Below are 26,036 nucleotides of genomic sequence, written 5' to 3'. Positions count from 1 at the left end.
GCGCGGACATCGGGATGTGACGCTGGGTGAGGACCGGACGAGCTTGCGTACGGTCCCCACTCGGCGGCCCGACCGCGACTCAGCCGGCCAGCGTCCGGGCCAGTACCCGCGCCGCCCGCTCCACGTCCGCGAAACCGACGTACAGCGGGGTGAAGCCGAAGCGCAGCACGTCGGGTGCGCGGTAGTCCCCGACCACCCCGCGCTCGATCAGCCGCTTCATCACCTCGCCCGCGTCCTCGCAGCGCAGCGCGACCTGGCTGCCCCGCTCGGCGTGCGCCGCCGGGGTCACGGACTCCACGCGGCCGTCCGGGACGTACGCCCCGACGCAGCGCAGGAAGAAGTCCGTCAGCGCCAGCGACTTGGCCCGCACCGCCGCCACCGAGACCCCGTCCTCGTCCCACACGTCCAGCGCCGCGTCCAGGGCGAGCAGCGAGAGGATGTCCGGCGTGCCGACCCTCCCGCGCACCGCGCCGGAGGCCGGGGCGTAGGCGGGCCGCATGCCGAACGGCTCGGCGTGCGAGTTCCAGCCCGGCAGCGGGGAGTCGAAGCGGGGCTGGAGGTCACGGCGCACGTACAGGTACGCGGGCGAGCCGGGGCCGCCGTTGAGGTACTTGTAGGTGCAGCCGACCGCCAGGTCCACGCCGTGCTCGTCGAGTCCGACCGGCAGCGCGCCCGCGCTGTGGCACAGGTCCCAGACCGCGTACGCCCCCGCCGCATGCACCGCGGCCGTGAGTCCGGGCAGGTCGTGCAGCCGGCCCGAGCGGTAGTCGACGTGGTTGAGCAGCACCGCGGCGGTGCGGTCGCCCAGGGCGCCGGGGACCTCGGCCGGGGCCACGGGCCGCAGGGCGCAGCCCGTCATCCGGGCCGCCGACTCGGCGATGTACCCGTCCGTGGGAAAGGTGGTGGCGTCGACCAGGATCTCGTCCCGGACCGGCCCGCCCCCCGCGCCGCTACGACCGTCCTCGCGTGCCATGCGCACCGCCGCGACGAGCGCCTTGAAGACGTTGACGCTGGTCGAGTCGCCGACCACGACCTGCCCGGCGGCCGCGCCGACCAGCGGGGCGATCCGGTCGCCGATCCGCTCGGGCGCGGTCCACCAGCCGCTCTCCCCCCAGGACCGGATGCGCAGCTCGCCCCACTGGCGCCGTACGACGTCCGCCACGCGCGCGGGGACGTGCGCGGGCAGGGCGCCCAGCGAGTTGCCGTCGAGGTACGTGACGTCGTCGAGGACGAACCGCTCGCGCACCGCGGCCAGCCGGTCGGCGGCGTCCAGCTGCTCCGCCTCGCCCGCGAGGCTCGTCGGCTCAGACATACGACCGCGCCGTCCACAGCTCGGGGAACACGTTGTTCCGGGCCCGCTTCTCCAGCCAGGCCACCCCGGCGGAGCCGCCCGTGCCGGTCTTGGAGCCCATCGCGCGGCGGGTGGCGACCAGATGGTCGTTGCGCCAGCGCCACACCAGCTCGGCGACGTCGGTGAGGGCCTCGCCGAGGCGGGCCAGCTCGCCGTTCTGGTCGCCGGAGTAGACGGCCGTCCAGGCGGCCTCCACCTCGGAGGCGGCCTCGTACTTCCGGGTGAGGTCGCGCCGGAGCACGGCGTCCGGGATGTCGTACCCGCGCCGGGCGAGCAGCCGGACCACCTCGTCGTACAGGCTCGGCTCGTGCAGCGCCTTCTCCAGTTCGGCGTGGACGCGCGGGGCGCCTCGGTGCGGGACGAGCATGGACGCGGACTTGTCGCCGAGCAGGAACTCCAGGCGGCGGTACATCGCCGACTGGAAGCCGGAGCCCTCGCCGAGGGCGGACCGGTAGGAGTTGAACTGGGCGGGCGTGAGGCCCGCGAGCGGCGTCCAGGAGGCGTTCAGCGCCTCCAGCTCCCGCACCGAACGCTTGAGCGCGTCGGTCGCCACCGGGATCCGATCCTCGCGCAGGGCGCGGGCGGCGGTCTCCCATTCGTGGACGATGACGGTGAACCACAGCTCCATGACCTGGGTCGTGACCAGGAAGACCATCTCTCCGGGGTCGTCCGAGAGGGTGTGCTGGAGGTGGGTGAGCACGTCCGCCTTGACGTAGTCCTCGTACGGCGTGCTGCCCTCGAAGTCGAGATTCGGGGCGTCGTGGGACATCGCTGTCTCCTGATGTGCACGGGTAGCGGTCCGCCCTGCCGTTACCGGCACGGGGCCCCGGTCCCCAACGGCATCCTCCGCAATCGTCGCAGGAAACCGCAAGGCCCGCCCGCGCACGGCGGACGGGCCCGGGGTGTAGCTGGTCCAACCTTTTCAGCCCAGCACCTCGGCGGCCTCGGGCGAGGAGTCCTTCAGGAACTGGCTGCAGCGCTCGTACTCCTCCTTCTCGCCGATCGCCTGGGCGGCGCGGGCGAGGGCGTGCAGGGCGCGCAGGAAGCCGCGGTTCGGCTCGTGCTCCCAGGGCACCGGGCCGTGCCCCTTCCAGCCGCTGCGGCGCAGGGCGTCGAGGCCGCGGTGGTAACCCGTACGGGCGTACGCGTACGACTCCACGACGCTGCCCCGCTCGAACGCCTCGTCGGCCAGGCGGGCCCAGGCGAGCGAGGACGTCGGGTACTTCGCGGCGACGTCGGCGGGGGAGGTGCCGCCGGCCAGCAGTTCGCGGGGCCCGGGGTCGTCGGGGAGGCGGGTCGGGGGCGGTCCCCCGAGGAGGTTCTCGTGAATGGCCATGGGACAAGTCTGCGGTATCGCCGGGGGCGGCCGGGCGGGGCCACCGGTGCGGGGGGGGTGGGGTGCGTTGTCGGGTGCGGGTGCGCTGTGGTTGAGCGCGCAGTTCCCCGCGCCCCTTGAGGGCACGACCCGGGCGTCGGTCCGGGGCGGTGGCCCGCATTCCCTTCCGTGCGCGGTTCCCCGCGCCCCCTTAGGGCGTGAGCCGGGCGTCGGTCCGGGGCGGTGGCCCGCATTCTCTTCCGTGCGCGGTTCCCCGCGCCCCTTTAGGGCGTGAGCCGGGCGTCGGTTCGAGGTGGGGGTCTGCGTCAGCTTTCGTGTGCGGTTCCTCGCGGCCCTTGCTCCAGTGGGGGTGTCAGGACCGAGCCGTGGGTGTGGCACTCCGGGCGGGGGCAGTCCGGGGCCGGGCGGCGCACCGTGGTGAAGGCGATCAGGGAGCCCGCCACCAGGACGCCCGCGCAGATCAGCATGGCCGGGCCGAAGGCGTCGTCGAAGGCCTGTGCCGACCGGTAGGCCTCCTCGCCCATGCCGGTGAGCAGGGGCAGCGCGGCGACCGCGACGAGCCCCGCCGCGCGGGCCGCCGCGTTGTTGATGCCGCTGGCCAGACCGGCGCGCGCGGTGTCCACCGCGGCCAGCACGCTCGCCGTCAGGGGCGCCACCAGCGTGACCATGCCGAGGCCGAGGACGAGGAGGGCGGGCAGTACGTCGGTGAGGTAGGAGGCGCCGGGTCCGACTCGCAGCATCAGCACCATCCCGGCGGCGCAGAGCAGGGGGCCGACGGTGAGCTGGAGGCGCGGGCCGAGGCGCTCGGCGAGTTCGCCGGAGCGGGCCGAGAGCAGCAGCATCAGGACGGTGGTCGGCAGCAGCGCCGTACCGGCGGCCAGCGCGGACCAGCCGACGACGACCTGGAGCTGCAGCGCGGCGAGGAAGAAGAAGCCGCCGAAGGCCGCGTACACGCACAGGGTGACGACGTTGACCGCCGTGAACTGGCGGGAGGAGAAGACGTCGAGCGGCATCATCGGGTCGGCGCCGCGTCGCTCGACGGCGACGAAGGCCACGGCGGCCACCACCCCGGCCACCGCGCTGAGCGCCACCGCCCAGGACGCCGTACGGGCCTCGATCAGCGCGTAGGTGAGCAGCGCGAGGGCCGCCGCGCACAGGGCGGCGCCGAGGACGTCGAAGCGGGTGTGGGCGCGCTCGTCCGAGGACTCGGGGACGTGCCGCAGCGCGATCGGGGCGCACAGCAGTGCCAGCGGGACGTTGAGGAGGAAGACCCAGCGCCAGCCGGCGCCGTCCACCAGCCAGCCCCCGAGGAACGGTCCCACCGCCGCGCCGACGCCACCGAAGCCGGACCACAGGCCCACCGCCCTCCCCCGGTCGTCGGCGTGGAAGGACGCCTGGATCAGGGCGAGCGAACCCGGCGTGAGCAGCGCCCCGCCGACGCCCTGGAGGGCACGGGCGGCGATCAGCACACCGGCGTTCGGCGCGAGACCGCACAGCAGGGAGGCGGCGGCGAACCACAGCACGCCGAGGACGAAGATCCGGCGGCGGCCGAACCGGTCCCCGAGGGCGCCGCCGAGGAGGATCAGGCCGGCCAGCGTGACCATGTACGCGTTGACGGTCCACTGCAGGGCGGCCAGGTCGGCGCCGAGGTCGCGCCCGATGTGGGGCAGCGCGACGTTGACGACGGTCGAGTCCAGCAGCGCCATGCTGGAGCCGAGGACGGTGGTCAGCAGGATCCACTTGCCCTGCGGTGAGGACAGCCGGACGTCGGGCATGCCCCAGATATACACCCGGGCATGCGGCGAGCCCGGCGCGCAGGGCGCCGGGCTCGTGCGTACGGTCGTGTCGACCGGGTGTTACTTGATCTTCTGGCCCGCCGAGCGCAGGTGACCGCAGGCTTCCACGACGCGCGCGGCCATGCCGGCCTCGGCCAGCTTGCCCCAGGTGCGGGGGTCGTACGTCTTCTTGTTGCCGACCTCGCCGTCGACCTTCAGGACGCCGTCGTAGTTGCGGAACACGTGGTCGACGACCGGACGCGTGAAGGCGTACTGGGTGTCCGTGTCGATGTTCATCTTGACCACGCCGTTCTCCAGCGCGGTGGCGATCTCCTCGGCGGTGGAGCCGGAGCCGCCGTGGAAGACGAAGTTGAACGGCTTGCTGCCGGCCGGCTGCCCGTACTTCGACGCGATGCCCTCGTTCAGCTCCTTGAGCAGCTCGGGGCGGAGCACGACGTTGCCCGGCTTGTACACGCCGTGCACGTTGCCGAAGGACGCGGCGAGCAGGTAGCGGCCCTTCTCGCCCAGGCCCAGGGCCTCGACGGTGCGGACCGCGTCGTCGACCGTGGTGTACAGGGAGTCGTTGATCTCGTGGGAGACGCCGTCCTCCTCGCCGCCGGTCGGGGTGATCTCGACCTCGAGGATGATCTTGGCGGCGCGGGCGCGCGCCAGGAGCTCCTCGGCGATGGAGAGGTTGTCGGCCAGGGTCTCGGCCGAGCCGTCCCACATGTGCGACTGGAAGAGCGGGTTGCGGCCCGCCTTGACGCGCTCCTCGGAGACGGCGAGCAGCGGACGTACGTACCCGTCGAGCTTGTCCTTGGGGCAGTGGTCCGTGTGCAGGGCGACGGTGACGTCGTACTTCTCGGCGACGATGTGCGCGAACTCGGCGAGGGCGACGGCGCCGGTCACCATGTCCTTGTTGTGCTGGCCGCCCAGGAACTCGGCGCCGCCGGTGGAGATCTGGACGATGCCGTCGCTCTCCGCCTCCGCGAAACCGCGCAGGGCGGCGTGCAGCGTCTGGGAAGAGGTCACGTTGATGGCGGGGTAGGCGAACTTTCCTGCCTTCGCCCGGTCCAGCATCTCGTTGTAGACCTCGGGAGTTGCGATGGGCATCTGTCCGCTCCTTGTATGTGCGGGTGGGCGTGTTGTTGCTTATGGCCCTGACCTAGGACTGGGGGGCGACGTCATCGTCGGCCCCATCCTTCCAGACGGAACGGGAATACCCGAGTGGACCCCGGTCCCGTCTCGGCCCCTGGTCCCCCTGGCACCCCCTGGTACCCCTGGTGTCAGTCCAGGCCCAGCTCGTCCTTGCCGTACGCGTACCGGTACGGCACTCCGGTGCCCGCCTGGATCTTCTCGCCGGCCCCGGTCGCCCGGTCGACGATCGTCGCGACGGCGACCACCTCGGCACCGGCCTCGCGCACGGCCTCGACGGCGGCGAGCGGGGTGCCGCCGGTGGTGGAGGTGTCCTCGACCACCAGGACGCGGCGGCCCTTGATGTCCGGGCCCTCGACGCGCCGCTGCATCCCGTGCGTCTTGGCGGTCTTGCGGACCACGAAGGCGTCCAGCCGCCGCCCCCGTGCCGAGGCGGCGTGCAGCATGGCCCCGGCGACCGGGTCGGCGCCCAGGGTCATCCCGCCCACCGCGTCGTACTCCAGGTCGGCGGTGAGGTCGAGCAGCACCTGGCCGACCAGGGGCGCGGCCTCGCCGTCCAGGGTGATGCGGCGCAGGTCGACGTAGTAGTCGGCCTCCAGACCCGAGGAGAGGGTCACCTTGCCGTGCACCACGGCCTTGTCCTTGATCTGCTGCAGCAGCTCGCCGCGTACGTCCGTCATGTACGCCAGCTTAAGGGCGGCGCCAGGACCAGGTGGTCGTGGCCTCCAGCGGCTCCAGGGGCGTGACCAGGCGGGGGAGGGTGTTCAGGCCGTTGGGCGGGCCGGTCTGCGGCTCCACGCAGACGGCGGCCTCCTGCTCGTCGTACACCACGGCCCACTGCTCCCGGCTGGTCACCTTCAGCTCCAGCCGTCCCGGCCAGGTGAGGGTGACGTCGACGCCGTCGGGCATGCCGAAGCAGTCGTCCCAGGGGCCCGGCTTCGGGTCGACGCGGTTGCCGGTGGGGAGGTGGTCGTCGCCGCGCTCCTCCTGCCAGGCGGGGTCGAAGGCGATCTCCACACCGGTGCCGTCCGCGCCGTCGAGGGTCCGGTTGAACCAGGGGTGCCAGCCGACCTGCGCCGGGAAGGACGACTCGTACGTCTCCACGGACATCGACAGCGTGAGCGCGTCCTCGGCGAGCGCGATCACCTGGGTGACGCGGCCGGGGTAGGGCCAGGGGTCGACGAGGTCGTACGTGATGACGGCCTCGTCGGCGGTGACGCGGGCGGTGCGCCAGGCGGCGTCGCGGGCGGTGCCGTGGATGGCGTGCGGCGGGGAGTTCAGCGGCATCTGGTGGACCACGGCGCCGTCGCTGAAGCGGCCGTCGCGGATGCGTCCGCACCAGGGGGCCATCGGGAAGCAGCCGTAGCGCTCGCCCTGGCGGAGCAGCTCCGTGCCGCCGACGCGGAGTCCGCCGATCCGGCCGCCGTTGCCCGGCAGCACGGTCGCCTCCGCGTCGCCCGCGGTCAGCGTGATGGGTTCGTTACTCACGCCCCGACCCTACTGGGGCGATCAAGGGCGCCCCACCCGGCGGTGCTCCGCGGCGGGTCCGGTGGTGGCTCCGCGGCGGGGTCCGGCGGTGACCCTGCGGCGGGTCCGGCGGTGCTCCGCGGCCGGTCCAGCGGTGACCCTGCGACGGGTCCGGCGATGCTCCGCAGCCGGTCCGGCGGTGACCCTGCGGCAGGTCCGGCGATGCTCCGCAGCCGGTCCGGCGGTGACCCTGCGACGGGTCCAGCGGTGGCTCCGCAGCCGGTCCAGCGATGACCCTGCGACGGGTCCAGCGATGGCTCCGCAGCCGGTCCAGCGATGACCCTGCGACGGGTCCAGCGATGGCTCCGCAGCCGGTCCAGCGATGACCCTGCGGCGGGTCCGGTGGTGGTCAGCGGCGTTTGCGCAGTGCGCGGGCCACCACGATGGCCGACGCCACGACCAGCGCCGCCGCGGGGGCGGCCCAGCGCAGGGGGGCGCCGACCGCGCTCGGCTGGGGCGCGGGCACGGGGGCGTAGCGGCCGCGCGGCGGGGCGTGGTCCACCTCCTCGGCGCTGCGGCCGATCATCGTGCGGCGCGCGTGCGCGGCCTCGGCGGGGGGTGGGACGGCCGGCTCGTCGTCCGTGCGCCCGCCGCGGTCCGCGTCCCCTTCCGCCTCCGCCTCCGCCTCCGCCTTCGCCTTCTCGTCCGTGTGCGCGTCTGCGTCTGCGCTTGCGTTTGCGTCCTCGTCCGCGTCGCCGTTCGCGAGGGAGGACGGGGGGACCTCGGTGTCGAAGACGGAGGCGGGGCTCGGCTCCGGCTCCGGCGCGGGGGGTGTCTGCGCCGCCGTGCACAGGTTCTGCGCGAAACGGTCCAGCAGCCGGGTCGTGGCCGACGCCACCGAGTCCGGCGGCAGCTCCGTGACCCGCCCGTCCGCGGAGGCCGTCCCGGTGAACGTGAGAGTGGCGCCGCCCTCGGCGTCGTCCGCGCGCAGCGTCAGCGCGAGCGCGACCGCGCCGGTGCCGCGCGACTCGGTGGCGTCGCCCTCGACGGAGTACGTGCCGTCCTCGCGCGCGGACAGCCGCAGGGAGCCGCGGTAGGTGATGGAGTGACTGCCGATGCGCACCTTCAGCCGGCCCGCGACGGGCTCGGCCCCGGCGTCCTGCTGGAGCCCCGGAACCGCCCGGGCGACCCGGACGGGGTCGGCCAGCACGTCCCTGAGCCGCTCGGCCGGAACCGGAACGAACACCTCATGCTCCATGTCACGGCACCCTACCCAGCCCCGGCCCGCCGCACCCCCCGTCGGCACAAAGTCACCCGGCGCCCGCGCTCCCCGGCGTCACCAGTCCCGTCTCGTACGCCACGACCACCGCCTGGGCCCTGCTGGTCAGGCCCAGCTTGGTCATGGTGCGGTTGAGGTGGGTCTTCACGGTCGCCTCGCTGATGAACAGCCGGTCGGCGGCCTCGGCGTTGCTCAGTCCGCGGCCGACCAGTTGCAGGACCTCGGCCTCGCGGCCGGTCAGCGTCGTCAGCGCGGGCGGCGGCGGACCGGCGTCCTGCGGGTCCGCCCGCCCCGTGTCCGTCATCCGCGTGAACGCCTCCACCAAGCGCCGGGTGACCGCGGGGGCGAACAGCGCGTCGCCGCCGTGCACCGCGGTGACCGCGGCCAGCAGCCGTTCGGGGCCCGCGTCCTTGAGCAGGAAGCCGGACGCGCCGGCCCGCAGGGCGCCGTACACGTACTCGTCGAGGTCGAAGGTGGTCAGGACGAGGATGCGGGGCGCCGGGTCCACCGCCTCGGCGAGGATCCGCTCGGTGGCCTGGATGCCGGTGAGGCCGGGCATGCGGATGTCCATCAGGACCACGTCCGGCCGGGTCCGCGCGGCCAGCCCCACCGCCTCGGCGCCGTCGGCCGCCTCGCCCACGACCTCCATGCCGGGGGCGGCGCGCAGCAGCGTGGCGAGGCCGGTGCGGACGAGGTACTGGTCGTCGACGACCAGCAGGCGGATCGGCCCGGCGGCGTCGTGGTGCGGCCCGTCCGTCGGGCGGTCTGCGTCGGTCATTCCCGCACGGAGTCTCCCCGGCGTGCGACTTGTACCGGCGTCGGAAGGGTCAGGCGCACGCCGAATCCACCCTCGCTGCGCGGGCCGACGGCGATCGTCCCGCCGTAGAGCTTGGCCCTCTCCCGCATCCCGATCAAGCCGTGGCCGCCCCGTTCGGCAGGTGTGACCGGATCCAGCCCCTCCACCGGCCCGCCGTCGGTCACCGACACCGTCACCTCGCCCGCGCGGTAGGCGAGTTCGACGGCGGCGTCCGTGCCGGGCGCGTGCTTGAGCACGTTGGTGAGGGCCTCCTGCACCACCCGGTAGACGCACAGCTGAACGCCTGGCGGCAGGGGGCGCGGGGTGCCCGTGACCCGCAGTTCCACGCCCACGCCGCCGGTACGCACCCGGGTGACCATCTCGTCGAGCTGGCCGAGGCCGGGAGCGGGGGCGCCGTCCGCGCCCTGCACGCCGTCGGCGCGCAACAGGCCGAGCATGCGGCGCAGTTCGGCCAGTGCCTCGCCGCTGGCGCCCTCGATGGTGTCCAGGGCGTCGCGTGCGGTGCGGGCGTCGGACCGGAAGACGAAGCGGGCCAGTCCGGCCTGGACGTTGATGACGGCGATGTGGTGGGCGACCACGTCGTGCAGTTCGCGGGCGATCCGCACGCGTTCCTCGGCGACCTCGCGGCGGGCCCGGTCGGCCTGTTCGGCCCGCAGCCGCAGCGTCAGCTCGCCGGTCCGGCGGGCCACGTACCCGAACCGCCACAGCACCAGCGGGAAGCCCACGGCCTGCCCCGCCACCGAGGCCATGGCCCCGGAGTCGCTGCGCAGCCCGGCGTAGACCCACACCCCGGCGAGCAGGGCGGCGCAGGCGGCGGCGGTGCGGGTGGGGCGCTGGGCGGCGACGGTGTAGACGGCCAGCATGGGGCCGAAGGAGCCGACGACGGGCCAGTAGTCGAGGGTGATGTAGAGCGCCCAGCAGGCGTGCACGGCGAGGCAGACGGTGACGGGGGCGCGGGTGCGCAGGACGAGCGGGAGGGTGAGCAGGGCGACGAGCGTCCAGGCGAGCGGGTCGAGCGCGGGCCACCCCTGGGCGACGGCCTCGGTGCCGAGCAGTACGGCCACGGTCGTCAGCGCCGCGGCGATCAGGCCGTCGGCCGCCAGGGGGTGCAGGCGCATTCCCGCAGCGTAGGTCCGCCGCCCGGCGTCGGCGTCATCCTTCTGCCGTACCGCGGAAGTTGCAGGAACCGGGCGACTACCGCGCCGGGTTGGCTCCGGTCTCCACCCACCGCCGGATTCCGCGACGCGCGGGGCGGCCGTAGATTCCCGGTGCGAGCGATCCACCGGGGGGTGTGGCGGTCCGTCCCGCACCCGGGGGAGGGTCGGGCCGCCGCACGGGGACGCGGCGGATCGCGGTCGCGGCGCCCGTGCGGGCGAGCAGGCGGGCTGGCAGGCGGGCTGGCAGGCAGGCGGGCTGGCCGGGGGGCAGGCTGGCGGGCTGGCGGGCTGGCGGGCTGGCGGGCTGGCGGGCTGGCGGGCTCAGAATCGCGGATGCACGAGCGTGGAGGGCGGCAGCCCGGCCATCCGGGTGCGGGCCGCCTCGCGGACGCCCCGTGCCAGGGAGTCCGGGGTGAGGCTGTGCGGGCGGGGTGCCGCCGGGTCCAGGCGCGGGGCGGGGGCCGTGCGCGCGGCCAGCAGGAAACCCCAGCCGCGGGGCGCGGGCCGGGCCGCGGCCGCGCGGCGGAGGCCGGGCGCGGAGCCGGGGCCGGTGTCGCGGGCGCCGACGCGGTAGCCGACGGCCGGCAGGCCCGCCGCGCGGAGGGTGGCGTCCACGGTCCAGAAGGCGCGGGGCTGTGCGGCGACCGGGCCCGCGTGGACCGCCAGCCGCCCGTCGGGCGCGAGCACCCGCCGCAGCAGTCCGTAGAACTCCTGGGAGTACAGCTTCGTGCTGGCCGTGATGCCCGGGTCGGGCAGGTCCGAGATCACCACGTCGTACGTCGCGGAGGGCGTCGCACGCAGCCGGTGGAAGGCGTCGCCCGAGAGGACTCGGACGCGCGCGTCGCCGTAGGCGTGCTCGTTGAGGGTGGCGAGGCCGGGGTCGTGCCGGGCCAGCCGGGCGAGGCCGGGGTCGGCTTCGAGGACGTCGACGCGGCGCACGCCGGGGTGGCGCAGCACCTCCCGCGCGGCCAGGCCGTCACCGCCGCCGAGGATCAGCACGCGCGCGTGCGGGCCGCTCATGGCGGGGTGCACCAGCGCCTCGTGGTAGCCCCGCTCGTCGCCGGCGCGCACCCGCAGCCGCCCGTCGAGGAACAGGTCGAGAGGCCGGCCGTCGGCGTCGCCGGTGAGAACGACCTCCTGCACGTCGGTCCGGACGGCCACGCGCACGTCCTGTCCGTACACGGCGTGCCGGGCCGCGCGCTCGAAGTCGTCGGCTAGGACCATCGCGGTGGCGAGGAGGGCGAGGACGAGGGCGTTGGCGATCAGCAGCAGCCAGCGCGCCCGGCGGGTCAGGTCGCGCCGGAACAGCCCGAGGACCAGGGCGGCGCCGACGACCACGTTGACGGTGCCGGTGAGCAGCGCGCCGGTGAGCTGGCCGAGGAAGGGCAGCAGGACGAACGGGAAGGCGAGGCCGCCGACGAGCGCGCCGACGTAGTCCGCGGCGAACAGGTCGGCGACGGCGCCGCCCGGGTCCTGCCTGCGCACCCGCTGGATCAGCTCCATGAGCAGCGGCACCTCGGCGCCGATCAGCACGCCGATGGCGAGGGAGAAGGCGACCAGCAGGATGCGCGGGCCGTCGGCCCACAGGCCGCCCCAGCCGCCGGTCCAGGCGAAGACCGCGTACAGCAGCATGGCGCTGGAGCCGCCGACCAGGGCGAGCGCGGCCTCCAGCGCGCCGAAGCCGGCCGCCGCCAGGCCGCGCAGCCGTTTGGCGGCGAGCGAGCCGAGGCCCATGGCGAAGACCATGACGGACAGGACGACGGACGCCTGGGTGACCGAGTCGCCGATCAGGTACGAGGCGAGCGCGACGAGTTCGAGTTCGTACACGAGCCCGCAGGCCGCGCACACGAACACACCCGCCAGCACCAGGAACCGCCCGACGGCCGGCCGGACGGGCAGCCGCGCGGGCGCCTGTGGGCCGCAGGGGCCGCCCCAGGACGGCGGAGAGCCGGGCGGGGCGGGCGCGTGCGGTTCGATCACGCAGTGACGTTACGTCACTCCAGCACTGCGCTTCGTCACCCACACGTGTGAAACTCGGCGCCGGTCGGGCACCACAGGTTTATCCGGCCCCGACTCGCTCGGGCCCCGCCCGCTCACACCGCGGACGGCCTGAGCCGGGCCGTCGGCACCCGCACGCCCACCCGCGTCCGGGTCGCCACCAACTGGCCGTCCTGCGGATAGGCGTGCCAGGTCCGCCAGTGCACCTGCCCCTCGTGCCGCTGGGCCAGCAGCGCGGTGAAGGCGTGCGGACTGCCGGGGAAGACACCGGCCAGGCCGTGCGGGTGGTCGGAGACCAGGGCCAGCAGCTCCTGGGCGCGGCCGGCGAAGGAGCCCGGCGTCAGCACCTCGACGCGGGCGGCGAACTCGTACTCCCAGTCGCCCGCCCGCTTGGCGACGCCCAGGGGCAGGGGGGTGCTGCTGCCGGGGATGCACGCCACCGTCTCCGAGCAGCTGCCCCGCTCCTCCTCGAGCAGGACTTGGTGGGAGGCTCCGAGCAGCCGCAACTGAAGACGTGCGTCCGTCAGTTCGACGTCGAGACAGGCGAGCGCGGGCAGCGGCTCGCGGCCCAGGGCCCAGGCAAGGTCGGCGGCGCGGGTGTCGGTGTAGGCGGTGTTCAGGGTCGTGAGCATGGATCGGCTCCGCAAGCACACAAGGAGAGGAAGGTGTGGGGCCTGCGCATCCGCGGCACTGCCGGGGATGCGGCCCGCTCAGCCCAGTCGGCCGGTCAGGAGGGGGGTCAACAGGTCGTCCGAGGAGCTGCGTTGATGAGGGAGAGCGAATCATGAACGATGACGCCGTCACAGCGTTTTTACCCAACTTCGTGACGTTTCCATCCCTCAGGGGGCTCCACAGCTCAACTGTTCAACCCCGGCGCACACCCCGTCCGTACGGAGTGCGCCGGGCGTGGGAGCGCCCACCGGGAGGGTGACCCGGCGGGCGCTCATGGTGGGGACGCGGGGCCCGGCCCCAGGAGCGGGCCCCGTGACGGGGATGCGGTTCCCCCTGGTCACAGGCTCAGCTGCCCCGTGTCAGCCGCCGCCTCCGCCGCATCCGCCGCCGCCCCCTCCCCCGCAGGACGACCCGCCTCCGCAGGACGAGCCGCCACCGCAGGAGTGGCCCGAGTGGTGGCCGCCGGAGGGCGAACCGCCCCCGTCACCGGCCCACCAGCTGTTGGTACCGCCGCCGCTGCCGCTGCCGCCGCCCGAGCTGGACCAGGGCCTGCCCCGCCCGCTGCGGGAGGCGCGCCGGCTCACCGAGATCCCCCTGATCAACAGGGCTGCGACCAGGATCAGAACAATGCCTGTGACCATGGCTCCACCCTCCTTCCGTCCCCGGGCTCACACCCGGAAGTCCCCCGAAGCAGTCCCCCGTCGGACGCCTCGCTGCCTGTCGGTGAACGGGAGATGCCCCTCGCCGCCCCGCCCCAAAGCAGAGTTGAGGAAGTCCAGAGCTTCGGCGCAGGATGACCGGCATGACCTCGATGAGCTCCAGCGCCCGCCCCCTCCTGAACCGCCGGCTCGCGGAGTTCGGGACGACGATCTTCGCCGAGATGTCCGCCCTGGCGGTGCGGACCGGGGCGATCAACCTCGGCCAGGGCTTCCCCGACACCGACGGCCCCGAGGAGGTCCGGGAGGCCGCGGTGCGGGCGCTGCGCGACGGGCGCGGCAACCAGTACCCGCCGGGCCCCGGCGTCCCCGAGCTGCGCGCCGCCGTCGCCGGCCACCAGCACCGCCGCTACGGCCTGTCCTACGACCCCGACACCGAGGTCCTGGTCACCGCCGGCGCCACGGAGGCCATCGCGGCGGCCCTGCTGGCCCTGCTGGAGCCGGGCGACGAGGTCGTCGCGCTGGAGCCGTACTACGACTCGTACGCGGCCTGCATCGCGATGGCGGGCGGCACCCGCGTGCCGGTGACCCTGCGGCCGCACGAGGGCACGTTCCGCCTGGACCTGGACGAGCTGCGCGACGCGGTCACCGACCGCACCCGCCTGCTGCTGCTGAACACCCCGCACAACCCGACGGGCACGGTCCTCACCCGAGCCGAGCTGGCCGCGATCGCCGAGCTGGCCGTGGAGCGGGACCTGCTGGTCGTCACCGACGAGGTGTACGAGCACCTGGTCTTCGGCACCGCCGAGCACATCCCCCTGGCGTCCTTCCCGGGGATGCGGGAGCGCACGGTGACCATCGGGTCGGCCGGCAAGACGTTCTCGTTCACCGGCTGGAAGGTCGGCTGGGTCACCGCCGCGCCCGCCCTGCTCACGGCGGTCCGCTCGGCCAAGCAGTACCTGACGTACGTGGCCTCGGGCCCGTTCCAGTACGCGGTCGCCGAGGCGCTCGCGCTGCCACAGTCGTACTTCGCCGCCTACCGGCAGGACATGGCGGCGAAGCGGGACCTGCTGGCGGCGGGGCTGGCCGAGGCGGGCTTCGGGGTGTACCGGCCCGCCGGGACGTACTTCGTCACCACCGACATCCGCCCGCTCGGCGAGCGCGACGGCTTCGCCTTCTGCCGCTCCCTGCCCGAGCGCGCGGGCGTCGTCGCCGTCCCCAACGCGGTCTTCTACGACCACCGGGAGGAGGGCGCGCCCTTCGTGCGGTTCGCGTTCTGCAAACGGCTGCCGGTGCTCCAGGAGGCGGTACAGCGCCTGAAGACCCTGACGGGGTGAGCACGCCCGCACTGTGCCCGGGTACGGCGAGAGCCCGGGCCCCCGCACTGCCGGGGTCCGGGCTCTCCGGGGTTCAGCCGCGGGGGCGGACTACTCGCCGTCCTCGTCGGTCGGCTTCTCCGCCTCGTTGACGTCCTGCTCCAGGCCGAGCTGCTCCACGAGCCACCGGTCGAACTCGATGGCGGCCCGCACCCAGCTGACCGTCGAGGAGACGAAGTGCTCCAGGCTGACGCCCATGCCGATCAGCATCTGCGCCTCGCCGATCAGGCGGACCGTGCCGTCGTCGTGGGTGTGGGAGTACACCTTGGGCCACAGGGTGCGCCGGTTCCAGTCGTCGACCGACTCGAGCAGCTGCGGCTTCTCGTCGATCTGGTGGGGCCGGTCGTAGAACGTCCGCACCGAGAAGACCTGCTGGTCACCCTCGCCGCGGAACATGAAGTACGTACGGAACTGCTCCCACGGCGCCGCGAGGTCGCCCTCGTCGTCGACGACGTACTTCAGCTCCATCTGTTCGAGGAGCTGCTTCACAAGATCCTGATCCGGGACGACGGGGCCCGCCGGTCCTTGGGGCTGCGGCTCGGGCTGCTTGCCCCCGAAGTTCGGAATCGAAGACGGGTCGATAGACATTCTGGGACACTCCTGCGGTCGTCTGGCTCGTCCGGCCATAGCTGAGGCCAGACGTACGGACCACCCTCTCTCGCCCGGGCCGTGCCCGGCAACCTGCCTGGCCGGGAGTCGGCCGCGCGGGTCGGGTCAGCGTGAGTACCAGAACCCCGGCCCCATCCCCTTGGTTCGCCGCAGGTCTGTGAAATACCGGCGGGCTTCCTCTTCGCGGCAGTCGATCCCGACGGCCTCCTCAACCCCTCTCGAGGGGCTCACACCGCTCGCCCGTCGCTGCGAAGCGGAGGGAAGGTACATGTGTACGCTTCCCGACTTGTGCGTACCTTCGCAGAAGAAGCGAACACCGGCCTTGACGAGGAGAGCTGCCCGGCTCTCCCAGTTCTTCGCAGCACGCCACTGTTCTCGGTAGACCACGCCGGTCGGCTCCTCCTCCCAGCGCGCATGGACCACCGGCTCGGCTTCCAGCCTCGAGATCGTCATCGCGTGTTCGTCCATCTGCCGGGTGAGCGCAGCAACGGCCGCCGGCGCGGTTGCCGTGCCGATGGCAACGGTGAGATTGGCGAGCGCGTTGCGCAACTCGGCGATGGCTGCGGTGTGGTCCCGCCCCGGTACGTATCTGCGCTTCGTCTCGGTCAGGTCACCGGCACGGCCCAGGAAGTCTTGCTCCACGACTGCACAGAGACTTTCGGCACGCCACGTCGCAGGAGCCTCGCAACGGTTCATTTCGGAAACGGACCGACACTGGTAGTACGTCAAGATCGCAGTCGTGCCGTCAGCCAGGTGATTCTTCTGGTTCCGCACGTACATGGGGCGACCACACACGCAGAAGACCACGCCGAGCAACGGGGTCCGCCAGCCCTTACCCGGTCTGGATTCCGCTGCGCGCTGCTCGGTGACAACCGCTTCCTGCAGCTCTGCGAACTCTTCGGACGCGAGGACGGGTTCCGCCCAGACCACGGCCTGGCCTTCTCCGTCCAGGACAGGTTCGGAACGATGCATCATCACACCCATCAGGGCGGGTGACCTCAGTATGTTGCGCAGTGGCGTCACGGACCAGCGGGTCCCCTTCTCAGGCCTGCGTTCCTGTCCCGGAAGATCCTTGTTCTGTTCCCTGCGCTGGTGATCACGGGCGCTGGGCACGCCCCGAAGGTTCCAGTCTCTCGCCACCGCGTAGACGGTGTCCTCGCCATGCACGAGGCGGTCGTAGGCTTCACGCACAAGCTGCGAGGTACAGGGATCGACCACCAGACGCTTGCGGCGCTCCCCCAGGTGGGAAAAGACCTCGACACGGTAGCCGAAAGGCCAGACGCCGCCGTTCCAGAGCCTGTTCTCACGGAAGAACTGCGTACGGTCGAGCTGCTTGGCCTGCACTGCTTTGCGATACTTGGCCGCCTGTGCCGCCTTGATACCCGCGAGCATCCGTCCGTCTTCGGATCGGATGTCGAACGTCGGATCGTCGAGGACCTCGACATCCTTCCCGTTCTTCAGGACCCAGTCGACAAAGTGCCACCAGTGCATGTCGTCCCGCGTAATGCGGTCCTGCTCGGTGACCATGAGCACGTCCCATTCGTGGACCAGCGGCTCCAGGAGCCATCTCCTCAGACTGGGACGCTGGTCGAGATGGACAGCACCGGAGATGGTGGCATCGACGACCCGGCCCACCTCCCTGTAAGTGCCCTGCCGCATCGCGCGCGTGAGGGCCTCATCCTGCCTGGTGAGAGCCGAGGACGCCTCGCTGTCACGGCTGATGCGCTGGACGGCCAGAACTCGCTTCATGTCGACACCCCTCCCGTTCGACACAACGAGCACACCAACACATCAGTTACGTCAAACGGTCATTATCGACTCGAAGCTCACCGTGAGAGGGCCCGCCCGCACCACGACCACGCGGTCCTGGAACACCTGCTCCAGGACCGCGATGGGAGAGGACCTTGCGCTCTACAGCGTCTTGCCGCTCGCCGGGCCCACGATCAGGTCGTCGCCGAAGCGGTCCACGCGGACCGTGTCGCCGTCCTTGATCTCGCCGGAGAGGATCTCCCGGGCGAGCCGGTCGCCGATCGCGGTCTGCACGAGGCGGCGCAGCGGGCGGGCGCCGTAGGCCGGATCGTTGCCCTCCTCGGCCAGCCAGGCGAGGGCCTCGTCGGTGACCTCCAGGGTGAGGCGGCGTTCGGCGAGCCGACGGGCCAGGCCGTTGATCTGGAGCCGGGCGATCCGGCTCAGCTCCTCCTTGCTGAGGGCCGAGAAGACCACCAGGTCGTCGAGCCGGTTGAGGAACTCCGGCTTGAAGGAGGACCGGACCACCTCCAGGACCTGCTGCTTCTTCTCCGCCTCGCCGGTCGTCGGGTCGACCAGGTACTGGCTGCCCAGGTTGGAGGTGAGGACCAGGATGGTGTTGCGGAAGTCGACGGTGCGGCCCTGGCCGTCGGTGAGGCGGCCGTCGTCCAGCACCTGGAGCAGGATGTCGAAGACCTCGGGGTGCGCCTTCTCCACCTCGTCGAGCAGTACAACGGTGTACGGCCGCCGCCGCACGGCCTCGGTGAGCTGGCCGCCCTCCTCGTAGCCGACGTATCCGGGCGGGGCGCCGACCAGCCGGGCCACGCTGTGCTTCTCGCTGTACTCGGACATGTCGATGCGGACCATGGCCCGCTCGTCGTCGAAGAGGAAGTCGGCGAGCGCCTTGGCCAGCTCGGTCTTGCCGACGCCGGTGGGGCCGAGGAAGAGGAAGGAACCCGTCGGGCGGTCCGGGTCGGCGATCCCGGCCCGGCTGCGCCGTACGGCGTCGGAGACGGCCCGCACGGCCTCGCTCTGGCCGATGAGCCGTTTGCCCAGCTCGTCCTCCATGCGCAGCAGCTTCTGCGTCTCCCCTTCGAGCAGGCGTCCGGCGGGGATGCCGGTCCAGGAGGCGACGACGTCGGCGATGTCGTCGGCGCCGACCTCCTCCTTGACCATGGTGTCCCGGGCAACCTCCTCCTCCGCCTCGGAGGCGGCCTCCAGGTCGCGCTCCAGGTCCGGGATCTCGCCGTAGAGCAGCTTGCTGGCGGTGTCGAAGTCGCCGTCGCGCTGGGCGCGCTCGGCCTGACCGCGCAGTTCGTCGAGCTTCTCCTTCAGCTCGCCGACCCGGTTGAGGGACTGCTTCTCCTTCTCCCAGCGGGCGGTGAGGCCGCGCAGCTCCTCCTCCTTGTCGGCGAGGTCGCGCCGCAGCCGCTCCAGGCGCTCCAGGGAGGCGGCGTCGGTCTCCTTGCCGATCGCCAGCTCCTCCATCTTCAGCCGGTCGACGGAGCGCTGGAGTTCGTCGATCTCGACGGGCGAGGAGTCGATCTCCATGCGCAGCCGGGAGGCGGCCTCGTCGACCAGGTCGATGGCCTTGTCGGGCAGGAAGCGGGAGGTGATGTACCGGTCGGAGAGGGTGGCGGCGGCCACCAGCGCGCTGTCGGCGATCTGCACCTTGTGGTGGGCCTCGTAGCGGCCCTTGAGCCCGCGCAGGATGGCGATGGAGTCCTCGACGGTCGGCTCGGCGACCAGCACCTGCTGGAAGCGCCGCTCCAGGGCGGGGTCCTTCTCGATCCGCTCCCGGTACTCGTCGAGGGTGGTGGCGCCCACCATGCGCAGCTCGCCGCGCGCGAGCATGGGCTTGAGCATGTTCCCGGCGTCCATGGCGGAGTCCCCGCCGGCGCCGGCGCCCACGACGGTGTGCAGCTCGTCGATGAAGGTGACGACCTGCCCGTCGGAGTCCTTGATCTCGGCGAGGACGGTCTTCAGCCGCTCCTCGAACTCACCGCGGTACTTGGCCCCGGCGACCATGGCGCCGAGGTCCAGCGCCACCAGCCGCTTGTCCTTCAGGGACTCGGGCACGTCCCCCTTGACGATCCGCTGGGCGAGTCCCTCGACGACGGCGGTCTTGCCGACGCCGGGCTCGCCGATGAGGACGGGGTTGTTCTTGGTCCGCCGGCTGAGCACCTGGACCACCCGCCGGATCTCCTGGTCCCGTCCGATGACGGGGTCGAGCTTTCCGTCCCGGGCGGCCGCGGTGAGGTCGGTACCGAACTTCTCCAGGGCCTTGTACTGGCCCTCGGGGTCGGCGGTGGTCACGCGACGCCCTCCCCTCGCCTTGCGGAAGGCCTCCTGCAGCTTCTTCGCACTGGCTCCCTGCCCCTCCAGTACCTCACCGGCCGCGCCGCCCTTCGCGGCGATGCCGAGGAGCAGGTGCTCGGTGGAGAGGTACTCGTCCCCGAGTTCCTTGGCGCGTGCCTGGGCGTCGGCGACCACGGCGAGCATCTCACGGTTGGGTTGCGGGGGTGCGACGGTGGACCCGGTCACGCTGGGCAGCCCGGCGACGATGCGCTCGGCGCCGGTGCGCACCGCGGCGAGGTCGGCCTCGACGGCGGCGAGCAGGTCGGTGATGTTCTCGTTATCTTGCCGTCGCCCTTGCCCCTGGAGCAGGGCCAGGAGCAGGTGGGCAGGGGTGAGGTCGGCGTTTCCCTCGGTCACGGCCCGGTTGCTGGCCGCGTTGATCGCGTCCCGGCTCCGGTTGGTCAGCTCGGCGTCCACGTTCTGGCTCTCCTCCTCGCGTCAGTGCTGACTCATCCAGCGTACACAAAGTTGAGTCGGTTCCACTCAATGTGCACTCAAGGTGCACTCGCGGTGGATCGCACACGTCACCCTCAGGGACGCCGGAGTGGCCGCACAGGGAGTCAGGACCACTTCACACGAGTGTCTTTTCGGCCAGCTGCGGAACCGGCCACTGTCGCGAGATGTCCGCACATGCGACAGCGGCGTCACCGTGTTCAGGTCACGGTGACGCCGCTGCCGGGGGGAAGCACCTGAGCGATTGTGTTACGACGGGGGAATCGCGTCAGGCACTGCGGGGGGTGGCCGAGATGGTCCTCACTTCGGGGATCTCCGGCTGCTCGAGCCGGTGGTCCCGCTGGTCCAGGTTCACAAAGATCATTCCGTACCGGATGGCACACCGCACGGGCTGCGGCGCCCCCCGAGGCCGCCGCAGACACCGGTACGCACGCACGTCGCCGTCCTCGTCCAGCGTGACGACGACCGGCTCGCCGAAGACGGTCACCATCAGCGAGTCACCGGCGTGCGGGATCGCGGTGACCAGGTCGATGAAGTGCCAGCCGGAGCGGTAGGCGGTGGCCATTTCACGACGGAAGGAGCGGTCGTCGGGTGGCGTGGTCACTTCAGCCCCCCGTGTTCGCAACGCCCGATGGCCAGTGACTGTCCGCCCGAACATCGCCCTCCGTGTCGGAGTGAAAGCTCAGCGCTCCGAAGATCGCGGCGGCGAAGAGGGCGCCAGCAAGCACCGAGCGAACCAGTCTGTTGCGCATGGTCGGCTTCGTCCTCACTCGTAAGTCTCCTCTTCCCCCGTCAGGTAAGACGATGGCTCATTCCAACACCTCATGGCCACACAATCGGTGCATCATGTTCCTGCATGTTCAGGACCCTGGGGGGTGGAGATTTGGTGGCAAATCAGACTAAGGCGTCGCATCCCCATGCGGTGACCGAACTGTGCGACGAAGGTACCCGGCTCTACGCGAACGCCCTACGCACGGGACGGATCGCGAGGGCGGACGTGGAGTCCGCTCCCTGCCTGATGGAACTGGCGCTGATACACCCGGATCCGGACGATGCCGACTGGTTGCGTCCGGTGCCCCCGTCCGCCGCTCTGGCCCAGCGCCTGCACCCCATCGAGCGGGAGATCACGGAGCGGCGGCGGCTCTCGATCGAGCTGGCGGACGCGTTCGAACCCTTCATGGCCATCGGCACGCAGCCGGCGAGGAGCGAGCACTCCATCACGGTGCTGGAGGGCGGTGACCGCATCAACTCGGCCCTCAACCTGGCCACCACCCAGTGCCAGACGGAGATGCTCACGGTACAGCCGAGCGACGACCGGTTCTCCGAACGCAGCCTCACCCAGGGGCTCGAGCGGGACAAGCCGCTGACGGAACGCGGCGTACGGATCCGCACGCTCTACCAGCACACGGCTCGGTACAGCCCACAGAAGATCGCCTATGTCGCCCAGCTGTCCAACGGCAAGGCGGAGTACCGCACGATCGACGAGGTGGTGGAGCGCCTCATCGTCTGCGACGAGACCGTGGCGTTCATCCCGACCCGCGACGACCAGCAGGTCGCCCTCGAAATCCGTAACCCCGGCCTGGTCCGTTACCTGATCAAGGTCTTCGAATTCATGTGGAGCCGGTCCGTGCCGCTGAGCGCGGGCGCGCCCTACGAACCCGCACCGGGTGGTATCACCGACATCCAGTACTCCATAGCCAAGCTGCTGGTCGAAGGACACGTCGACGAGGCCATCGCCCGGCGCCTGGGCATGAACGTGCGCACCTGCCGGGCGCACATAGCCAAGCTGGCACAGGCCCTCGGCAGCGGCAGCCGCGCCCAGCTCGGCTTCCTCATCGCCCAGTCCGGGATCCTGGAGAACGATCACTGATCGCAGTCGACGAAGAGAGTCACACGTGACCCCAGAGGTGCATCACCACGGAGCGGAGGAGCTGTGTGATGCGGGCCTGGAGATCTACGCCCGCGCACTGCGGGAGGGGCACCTCCCCGGCGCCGCGGCGGCGACGGCACCCTGCCTGATCGACAACGGCCTCCTCCACCCCGCCGTCGACGACCTGGACCGCCTGGAGCCCGTGCCGCCCACCGTGGTGCTGCAACGCCTGCTCCGGTCCTCCGAGGACCGCGTCGCCGACGAGCGGCGGCGCGGGCAGCGGATGGCCGATGTCTTCGAGCCCCTCATCCGCCTGGGCCGGCGCGACGTCCTCACCGAGGACACCCCGGCCCTCAGAATCCTCGGCAGCAAGGAGCGGACGGGCCAGGCCATCGAGGAAGCCATGGCCGAGGGCAGGAAGGAGCTCCTCGCGATCCAGCCGCACGACTCGCACGTCACCAAGCGCCCCGACATCCTCGAAGGGGCCATGAAGCGGGACCAGGCCTTCCTCGACCGCGGGGCCCGGGTAAGGGCGTTGTACCAGCACACCATCCGCCACGCCCCCTATACGCGGGCCCGCTACGAGCAGCTGACCGGCGACGTCGAGGCGCGCACCCTGGACGAGGTGACCGAACGCCTGATCATCGTCGACCGCACCGTCGCCTTCATCCCCGCCAGCGCCGACCGATCCCTCGCGCTCGAAGTCCGCCATCCCGCCCTCATCGCGTACTTCGTCAACACCTTCGACCGCCTCTGGCACCTGGCCACCCCCATGTACCCGCAAGCCGTCCACCAGCCCACGCTCAACGGCATCACCCCCCGCCAACGCGCCATAGCCGCCCTCCTCGTCGAAGGCCACACCGACAGCGACATCGCCGACCGCCTCGGCATGAACGTCCGTACCGCCCGTGTCCACATCGCCAAACTCGCCGCCACCCTCGGCAGCGAGAGCCGGGCGCAACTCGGCTACCTCATCGGGCAGTCGGGGATTCTCGACCGGGAAGGATGACGGGGGGCGGGGCGCTGCGCGGGGAGCCGTCGAGGCCGGCCTGGGCTATGCGGACGCCCAACTGCGTGCGGCTCGCCGCGCCCAGGGTCTCCGAGAGCCGGGCGATGTGCGCACGGGCCGTACGGACGCTGATGCCGAGGCGTTCGGCGATCACCGCGTCCTGGTGGCCCTCCGCGAGGAGCGCCGCGATGGACTGCTCGCGGTGGGAGATGCCCTCGATGCCGGTGTCGGGGAGGGGGGCGGTCAAGGGGATGGCGAGGCGCCAGAGGCGTTCGAAGACCGTGACCAGGTAGGAGATCAGGGCGGGGTGGCGCAGCTCCAGGGCCATCGTGCGGTCGCTGTTGGCGGGGATGAAGGCGACGGTGCGGTCGAAGAGGATGAGCCGGTCGATGACCTCGTCCAGGGTGCGGGCCTCCACCGCGTCGCCCATCAGCTCCAGGTAGTTGAGCAGGCCCTGGCCGTGCCGGGCCACGTGCGTGTACAGGTCCCGCATCCGCACCCCGCGCCCGCGCAGCGCCAGCGCCCGGTGCAGGCCCTCGGACAGCTCGTGCTCGCGCCGGATGCCGCCGGGCTGGACGGTGAGCACCTCCGTCGTACAGGCCTGCGTCGCCTCGTCCATCGCGGCCTGGATGCGGGACAGCCCGTCGAGGACCCGGATCGCCGTGCTCTCGGTGCCGGCCGGGGTCTGGAGCAGCCGGCCGAGGTCCGCGTACCACTCGAAGGCCTCCACGGCCGAGCCCACCCGCCGCTGACTGGCGCTGACCTCGTCGTGCACCCCGCGCAGCAGCCGCGTCATCACCTCCTGCGGGGAGGTCGGCACCAGCCAGTCCATGTCGTCGGGGTCGGGGTGCAGCAGGGCCAGTTCCAGGAGGCAGGGCACCGGCTCGGCGTCCTGGCGCGGCACCCGGCCGCGCCGGACCGCCCGGGAGTACACGCGGTCCCCGGCCGCGCACAGCCGGTCGGCCCCGTGGGGGTGCTCCTGAGCCCCGTGCCCGGCCATCGCCCATCCCACCCCCGGTTCCGGCTCTTCCGCAGCGCAACTATGCGCGGCCGGGACCGGCTCCGCAACAAGGCTCCGCGGCGGACGGAGGCCGAAAAGAGCCGGTTGAGAGCGGAACGCCCGGTCCCCGTGGAACCGGGCGGACACGCGGGCTGTCTACTTCAGACCTAGCTCCGCGCACGCGTCCGCGTACTTGGCGGTGCAGATGTCGGTGACCTTGTAGAAGCCCTCCGCGACGACCGTCTCCTCGATGTTGGCCTTGGTGAGGGCCACGACGGGGACGAGCTGCGCGGGGATGCCCTTGTGGGTGGGGCTGTCGACCTTGTCGCGGGCGAGCGCGTCGAACTGGATGTCCCGGCCCTGGACCCGCGCCACGGCCATCTCCGCGGCGTTCTCGGCCTCCTGCGGATAGGACTTGTACACGCTCATGTACTGCTCGCCGGTGACGATCCGCTGGACCGCCGCGAGTTCCGCGTCCTGGCCGGTGATCGGCGGCAGGTCGGTGACGCCCGCGTCCTCCAGGGCCTTGATGATGCCGCCCGCCATGCCGTCGTTGGCGGAGTAGACGCCCGCGATCTTGTTCTTGCCGATCTTCTCGATCGCCTCGGTCATGTTCGCCTCGGCGTTCTCCGGCTTCCAGTCCTTGGTGTCGAAGGACTGGGCGATCGTCACCTTGCCGTTCAGCTCCGACAGCGCGCCCGCCTTGAACTGCTTGGCGTTCGGGTCGGTGGACGAGCCGTTCATCATGACGATCTTCTCGGAGCTCTTCGGGTCGCCGCCGAGCGCCTCGATGAGCGAGCGGCCCTGGACCTCGCCGACCAGCTCGTTGTCGAAGGAGATGTAGGCGTCGATCGGGCCCTCGGCCAGCCGGTCGTAGGCGATGACGGGGATGCCGGCGTCCTTGGCCTTCTGCACGCCGTCCGCGATGGCGTGCGAGTCGACCGCGTCCAGCACGATCACGTCGACCTTGTCCTCGATCATCTGCTGCATCTGGTCGGCCTGCTTGGTGGCGCTGGCCTCGGCGTTGGCGTACTTGACGATGCCCTCGTCACGCGTCAGCTCGCCGACCTTCTTCTTGAAGAAGGGGTAGTCGAACTGCTCGTAGCGCGTGTTCTCCTTCTCCGGCAGCAGCAGCCCGACCAGGAGGTCGTTGCCCTTGGACGGGCTGGCGTCGTCGCTGCTCTCCGACGCGCCCAGCATGCCGCAGGAGGCCAGCGAGAGGGTCATCAGGGACGCGGCCACGGATATGGCGGTACGACGGGCACGGGCACGGGCACGGCTGCTCACTGCGCTAGACCTTCCGACACACGGGTGTAGTTGGTATCCAGGTGACCCAGGTGACCCCCGGTGAAGAGAGCCAACGCTGTCTTCACCAAATCGTCAAGAAGTACTAGACCAATGAGACAGCACCGTTGTGAACCAGCCCCGGAGGACGAGGTGGTCCTCCGGGGCCGGTGATGCCGTTTTCCCTTGTGCCGTCTGCCGGTCCGGCTCAGTCCGAGGACTGGCCGCGGCGCCCCGGCCGCCAGACCACCAGGGCGCTGGTCTGCTGTACCTCTTGGTAAGGGACCAGGTCACGGCGGTACGACGCGTGCACCGCGGCCTCGCGCTGGCGCATCGCCGTGGCCGCGCCGTCGAGGGCGGCGGCCAGCTCGGCCGCGCGGGCCTGCAGCTCGGCGACCTGGTTCTCCAGTTCGATGATGCGCTTGATTCCGGCCAGGTTGATGCCCTCGTCCTGCGACAACTGCTGGACCGTGCGCAGCAGTTCGATGTCGCGGGCCGAGTAGCGCCGGCCGCGGCCGGCCGTGCGGTCCGGGGAGACCAGGCCGAGGCGGTCGTACTGGCGCAGGGTCTGCGGGTGCAGGCCGGAGAGCTGGGCCGCCACCGAGATGACGTAGACCGGGGTGTCCTCGGTCAGTTCGTACGGGTTGCGTCGACGACCGTCCATTCCC

At 71.9% G+C, this 26,036-nt stretch carries 23 protein-coding genes; 3 read left to right on the top strand and 20 right to left on the bottom strand.

What is annotated here, in order from left to right; genetic code table 11:
- Nucleotides 1-79 precede the first annotated feature (79 nt).
- From kynU to ACFV9J_RS10985, 13 genes are all read right to left on the bottom strand, one after another.
- Nucleotides 80-1,312, bottom strand: coding sequence for a kynureninase (kynU, locus tag ACFV9J_RS11045; protein WP_385352727.1), 1,233 nt, complete (start codon nucleotides 1,310-1,312; stop codon nucleotides 80-82).
- The gene (locus tag ACFV9J_RS11040; RefSeq protein ID WP_385352725.1) at nucleotides 1,305-2,120 is read right to left on the bottom strand and encodes a tryptophan 2,3-dioxygenase family protein; all 816 of its coding nucleotides are present in this window, start codon (nucleotides 2,118-2,120) and stop codon (nucleotides 1,305-1,307) included. Before ACFV9J_RS11040 ends, kynU begins: the two co-directional genes overlap by 8 nt.
- Nucleotides 2,121-2,273: 153 nt before the next feature.
- Entirely contained in the window at nucleotides 2,274-2,687 is a 414-nt protein-coding gene (locus ACFV9J_RS11035) for a DUF3151 domain-containing protein (RefSeq protein ID WP_385352723.1), read from the bottom strand.
- A 305-nt stretch (nucleotides 2,688-2,992) separates the two neighbouring features.
- Nucleotides 2,993-4,462 carry an MFS transporter gene (locus ACFV9J_RS11030; RefSeq protein ID WP_385352721.1) on the bottom strand — a complete coding sequence of 490 codons (1,470 nt, stop codon included), beginning with the start codon at nucleotides 4,460-4,462 and terminating at the stop codon, nucleotides 2,993-2,995.
- A gap of 81 nt (nucleotides 4,463-4,543) precedes the next feature.
- Nucleotides 4,544-5,575 (bottom strand): class II fructose-bisphosphate aldolase, encoded by a 1,032-nt coding sequence (fbaA, locus tag ACFV9J_RS11025; protein WP_385352719.1) that lies wholly within the window; start codon nucleotides 5,573-5,575, stop codon nucleotides 4,544-4,546.
- Nucleotides 5,576-5,748: 173 nt separating this feature from the next.
- On the bottom strand, nucleotides 5,749-6,297 hold the full coding sequence (gene pyrE, locus ACFV9J_RS11020) for an orotate phosphoribosyltransferase (protein ID WP_385352717.1): 549 nt from the start codon (nucleotides 6,295-6,297) through the stop codon (nucleotides 5,749-5,751).
- A 10-nt stretch (nucleotides 6,298-6,307) separates the two neighbouring features.
- Nucleotides 6,308-7,105, bottom strand: coding sequence for an aldose 1-epimerase (locus tag ACFV9J_RS11015; RefSeq protein WP_385352715.1), 798 nt, complete (start codon nucleotides 7,103-7,105; stop codon nucleotides 6,308-6,310).
- Between the two features lie 388 nt (nucleotides 7,106-7,493).
- Nucleotides 7,494-8,342, bottom strand: coding sequence for an SRPBCC domain-containing protein (locus ACFV9J_RS11010; RefSeq protein WP_385352713.1), 849 nt, complete (start codon nucleotides 8,340-8,342; stop codon nucleotides 7,494-7,496).
- Nucleotides 8,343-8,394: 52 nt separating this feature from the next.
- Nucleotides 8,395-9,141: a response regulator gene (locus ACFV9J_RS11005; RefSeq protein WP_385352711.1), complete on the bottom strand. Its 747-nt coding sequence runs from the start codon at nucleotides 9,139-9,141 to the stop codon at nucleotides 8,395-8,397.
- The gene (locus ACFV9J_RS11000) at nucleotides 9,138-10,298 is read right to left on the bottom strand and encodes a sensor histidine kinase (RefSeq protein WP_385352709.1); all 1,161 of its coding nucleotides are present in this window, start codon (nucleotides 10,296-10,298) and stop codon (nucleotides 9,138-9,140) included. Before ACFV9J_RS11000 ends, ACFV9J_RS11005 begins: the two co-directional genes overlap by 4 nt.
- Before the next feature lie 360 nt (nucleotides 10,299-10,658).
- Nucleotides 10,659-12,317, bottom strand: coding sequence for a polyamine aminopropyltransferase (locus ACFV9J_RS10995; RefSeq protein WP_385352707.1), 1,659 nt, complete (start codon nucleotides 12,315-12,317; stop codon nucleotides 10,659-10,661).
- A 113-nt stretch (nucleotides 12,318-12,430) separates the two neighbouring features.
- Nucleotides 12,431-12,967: a DUF2617 family protein gene (locus tag ACFV9J_RS10990; protein WP_385352705.1), complete on the bottom strand. Its 537-nt coding sequence runs from the start codon at nucleotides 12,965-12,967 to the stop codon at nucleotides 12,431-12,433.
- 399 nt (nucleotides 12,968-13,366) lie between these two features.
- Complete coding sequence (locus ACFV9J_RS10985) at nucleotides 13,367-13,648, bottom strand: hypothetical protein (RefSeq protein ID WP_385352703.1); 282 nt, start codon at nucleotides 13,646-13,648, stop codon at nucleotides 13,367-13,369.
- Between the two features lie 161 nt (nucleotides 13,649-13,809).
- Here ACFV9J_RS10985 and ACFV9J_RS10980 point away from each other — a divergent pair, with 161 nt between their 5' ends.
- On the top strand, nucleotides 13,810-15,000 hold the full coding sequence (locus ACFV9J_RS10980) for a pyridoxal phosphate-dependent aminotransferase (RefSeq protein WP_385352701.1): 1,191 nt from the start codon (nucleotides 13,810-13,812) through the stop codon (nucleotides 14,998-15,000).
- Nucleotides 15,001-15,090: 90 nt separating this feature from the next.
- Here the strand turns inward: ACFV9J_RS10980 and ACFV9J_RS10975 are convergent, their stop codons facing one another.
- The 4 genes from ACFV9J_RS10975 to ACFV9J_RS10960 all read right to left on the bottom strand — a co-directional run bounded on the left by ACFV9J_RS10975 (nucleotide 15,091) and on the right by ACFV9J_RS10960 (nucleotide 20,809).
- On the bottom strand, nucleotides 15,091-15,627 hold the full coding sequence (locus tag ACFV9J_RS10975) for a YbjN domain-containing protein (RefSeq protein WP_104636093.1): 537 nt from the start codon (nucleotides 15,625-15,627) through the stop codon (nucleotides 15,091-15,093).
- Nucleotides 15,628-15,753: 126 nt separating this feature from the next.
- Entirely contained in the window at nucleotides 15,754-17,397 is a 1,644-nt protein-coding gene (locus tag ACFV9J_RS10970; RefSeq protein WP_385352698.1) for a recombinase family protein, read from the bottom strand.
- A gap of 162 nt (nucleotides 17,398-17,559) precedes the next feature.
- Nucleotides 17,560-20,169: an ATP-dependent chaperone ClpB gene (gene clpB, locus ACFV9J_RS10965; protein WP_385352696.1), complete on the bottom strand. Its 2,610-nt coding sequence runs from the start codon at nucleotides 20,167-20,169 to the stop codon at nucleotides 17,560-17,562.
- A gap of 304 nt (nucleotides 20,170-20,473) precedes the next feature.
- Nucleotides 20,474-20,809, bottom strand: a complete 336-nt coding sequence (locus tag ACFV9J_RS10960) for a hypothetical protein (RefSeq protein ID WP_003975277.1) — start codon at nucleotides 20,807-20,809, stop codon at nucleotides 20,474-20,476.
- Between the two features lie 252 nt (nucleotides 20,810-21,061).
- Here ACFV9J_RS10960 and ACFV9J_RS10955 point away from each other — a divergent pair, with 252 nt between their 5' ends.
- A complete protein-coding gene (locus tag ACFV9J_RS10955) occupies nucleotides 21,062-22,075 on the top strand; it encodes a helix-turn-helix transcriptional regulator (protein WP_385352694.1) in 1,014 nt (337 codons plus the stop codon).
- 25 nt (nucleotides 22,076-22,100) lie between these two features.
- Nucleotides 22,101-23,084, top strand: a complete 984-nt coding sequence (locus tag ACFV9J_RS10950) for a LuxR C-terminal-related transcriptional regulator (protein WP_385352692.1) — start codon at nucleotides 22,101-22,103, stop codon at nucleotides 23,082-23,084.
- Here ACFV9J_RS10950 and ACFV9J_RS10945 read toward each other — a convergent pair.
- From ACFV9J_RS10945 to ACFV9J_RS10935, 3 genes are all read right to left on the bottom strand, one after another.
- Nucleotides 23,047-24,084, bottom strand: coding sequence for a LuxR C-terminal-related transcriptional regulator (locus tag ACFV9J_RS10945; RefSeq protein WP_385352690.1), 1,038 nt, complete (start codon nucleotides 24,082-24,084; stop codon nucleotides 23,047-23,049). The genes ACFV9J_RS10950 and ACFV9J_RS10945 overlap by 38 nt on opposite strands.
- A gap of 156 nt (nucleotides 24,085-24,240) precedes the next feature.
- On the bottom strand, nucleotides 24,241-25,311 hold the full coding sequence (locus ACFV9J_RS10940) for a substrate-binding domain-containing protein (RefSeq protein ID WP_385352912.1): 1,071 nt from the start codon (nucleotides 25,309-25,311) through the stop codon (nucleotides 24,241-24,243).
- A gap of 265 nt (nucleotides 25,312-25,576) precedes the next feature.
- Nucleotides 25,577-26,032, bottom strand: a complete 456-nt coding sequence (locus tag ACFV9J_RS10935; protein WP_385352688.1) for a heat shock protein transcriptional repressor HspR — start codon at nucleotides 26,030-26,032, stop codon at nucleotides 25,577-25,579.
- Nucleotides 26,033-26,036 lie beyond the last annotated feature (4 nt).

Origin of the sequence: Streptomyces sp. NPDC059906 (genome assembly GCF_042730645.1) — a bacterium.
GTDB lineage: Bacteria > Actinomycetota > Actinomycetes > Streptomycetales > Streptomycetaceae > Streptomyces > Streptomyces rubrogriseus.
The sequence above is the reverse complement of the archived record's forward strand: the minus strand, read 5'-3'. Positions and strand labels throughout refer to the sequence as shown.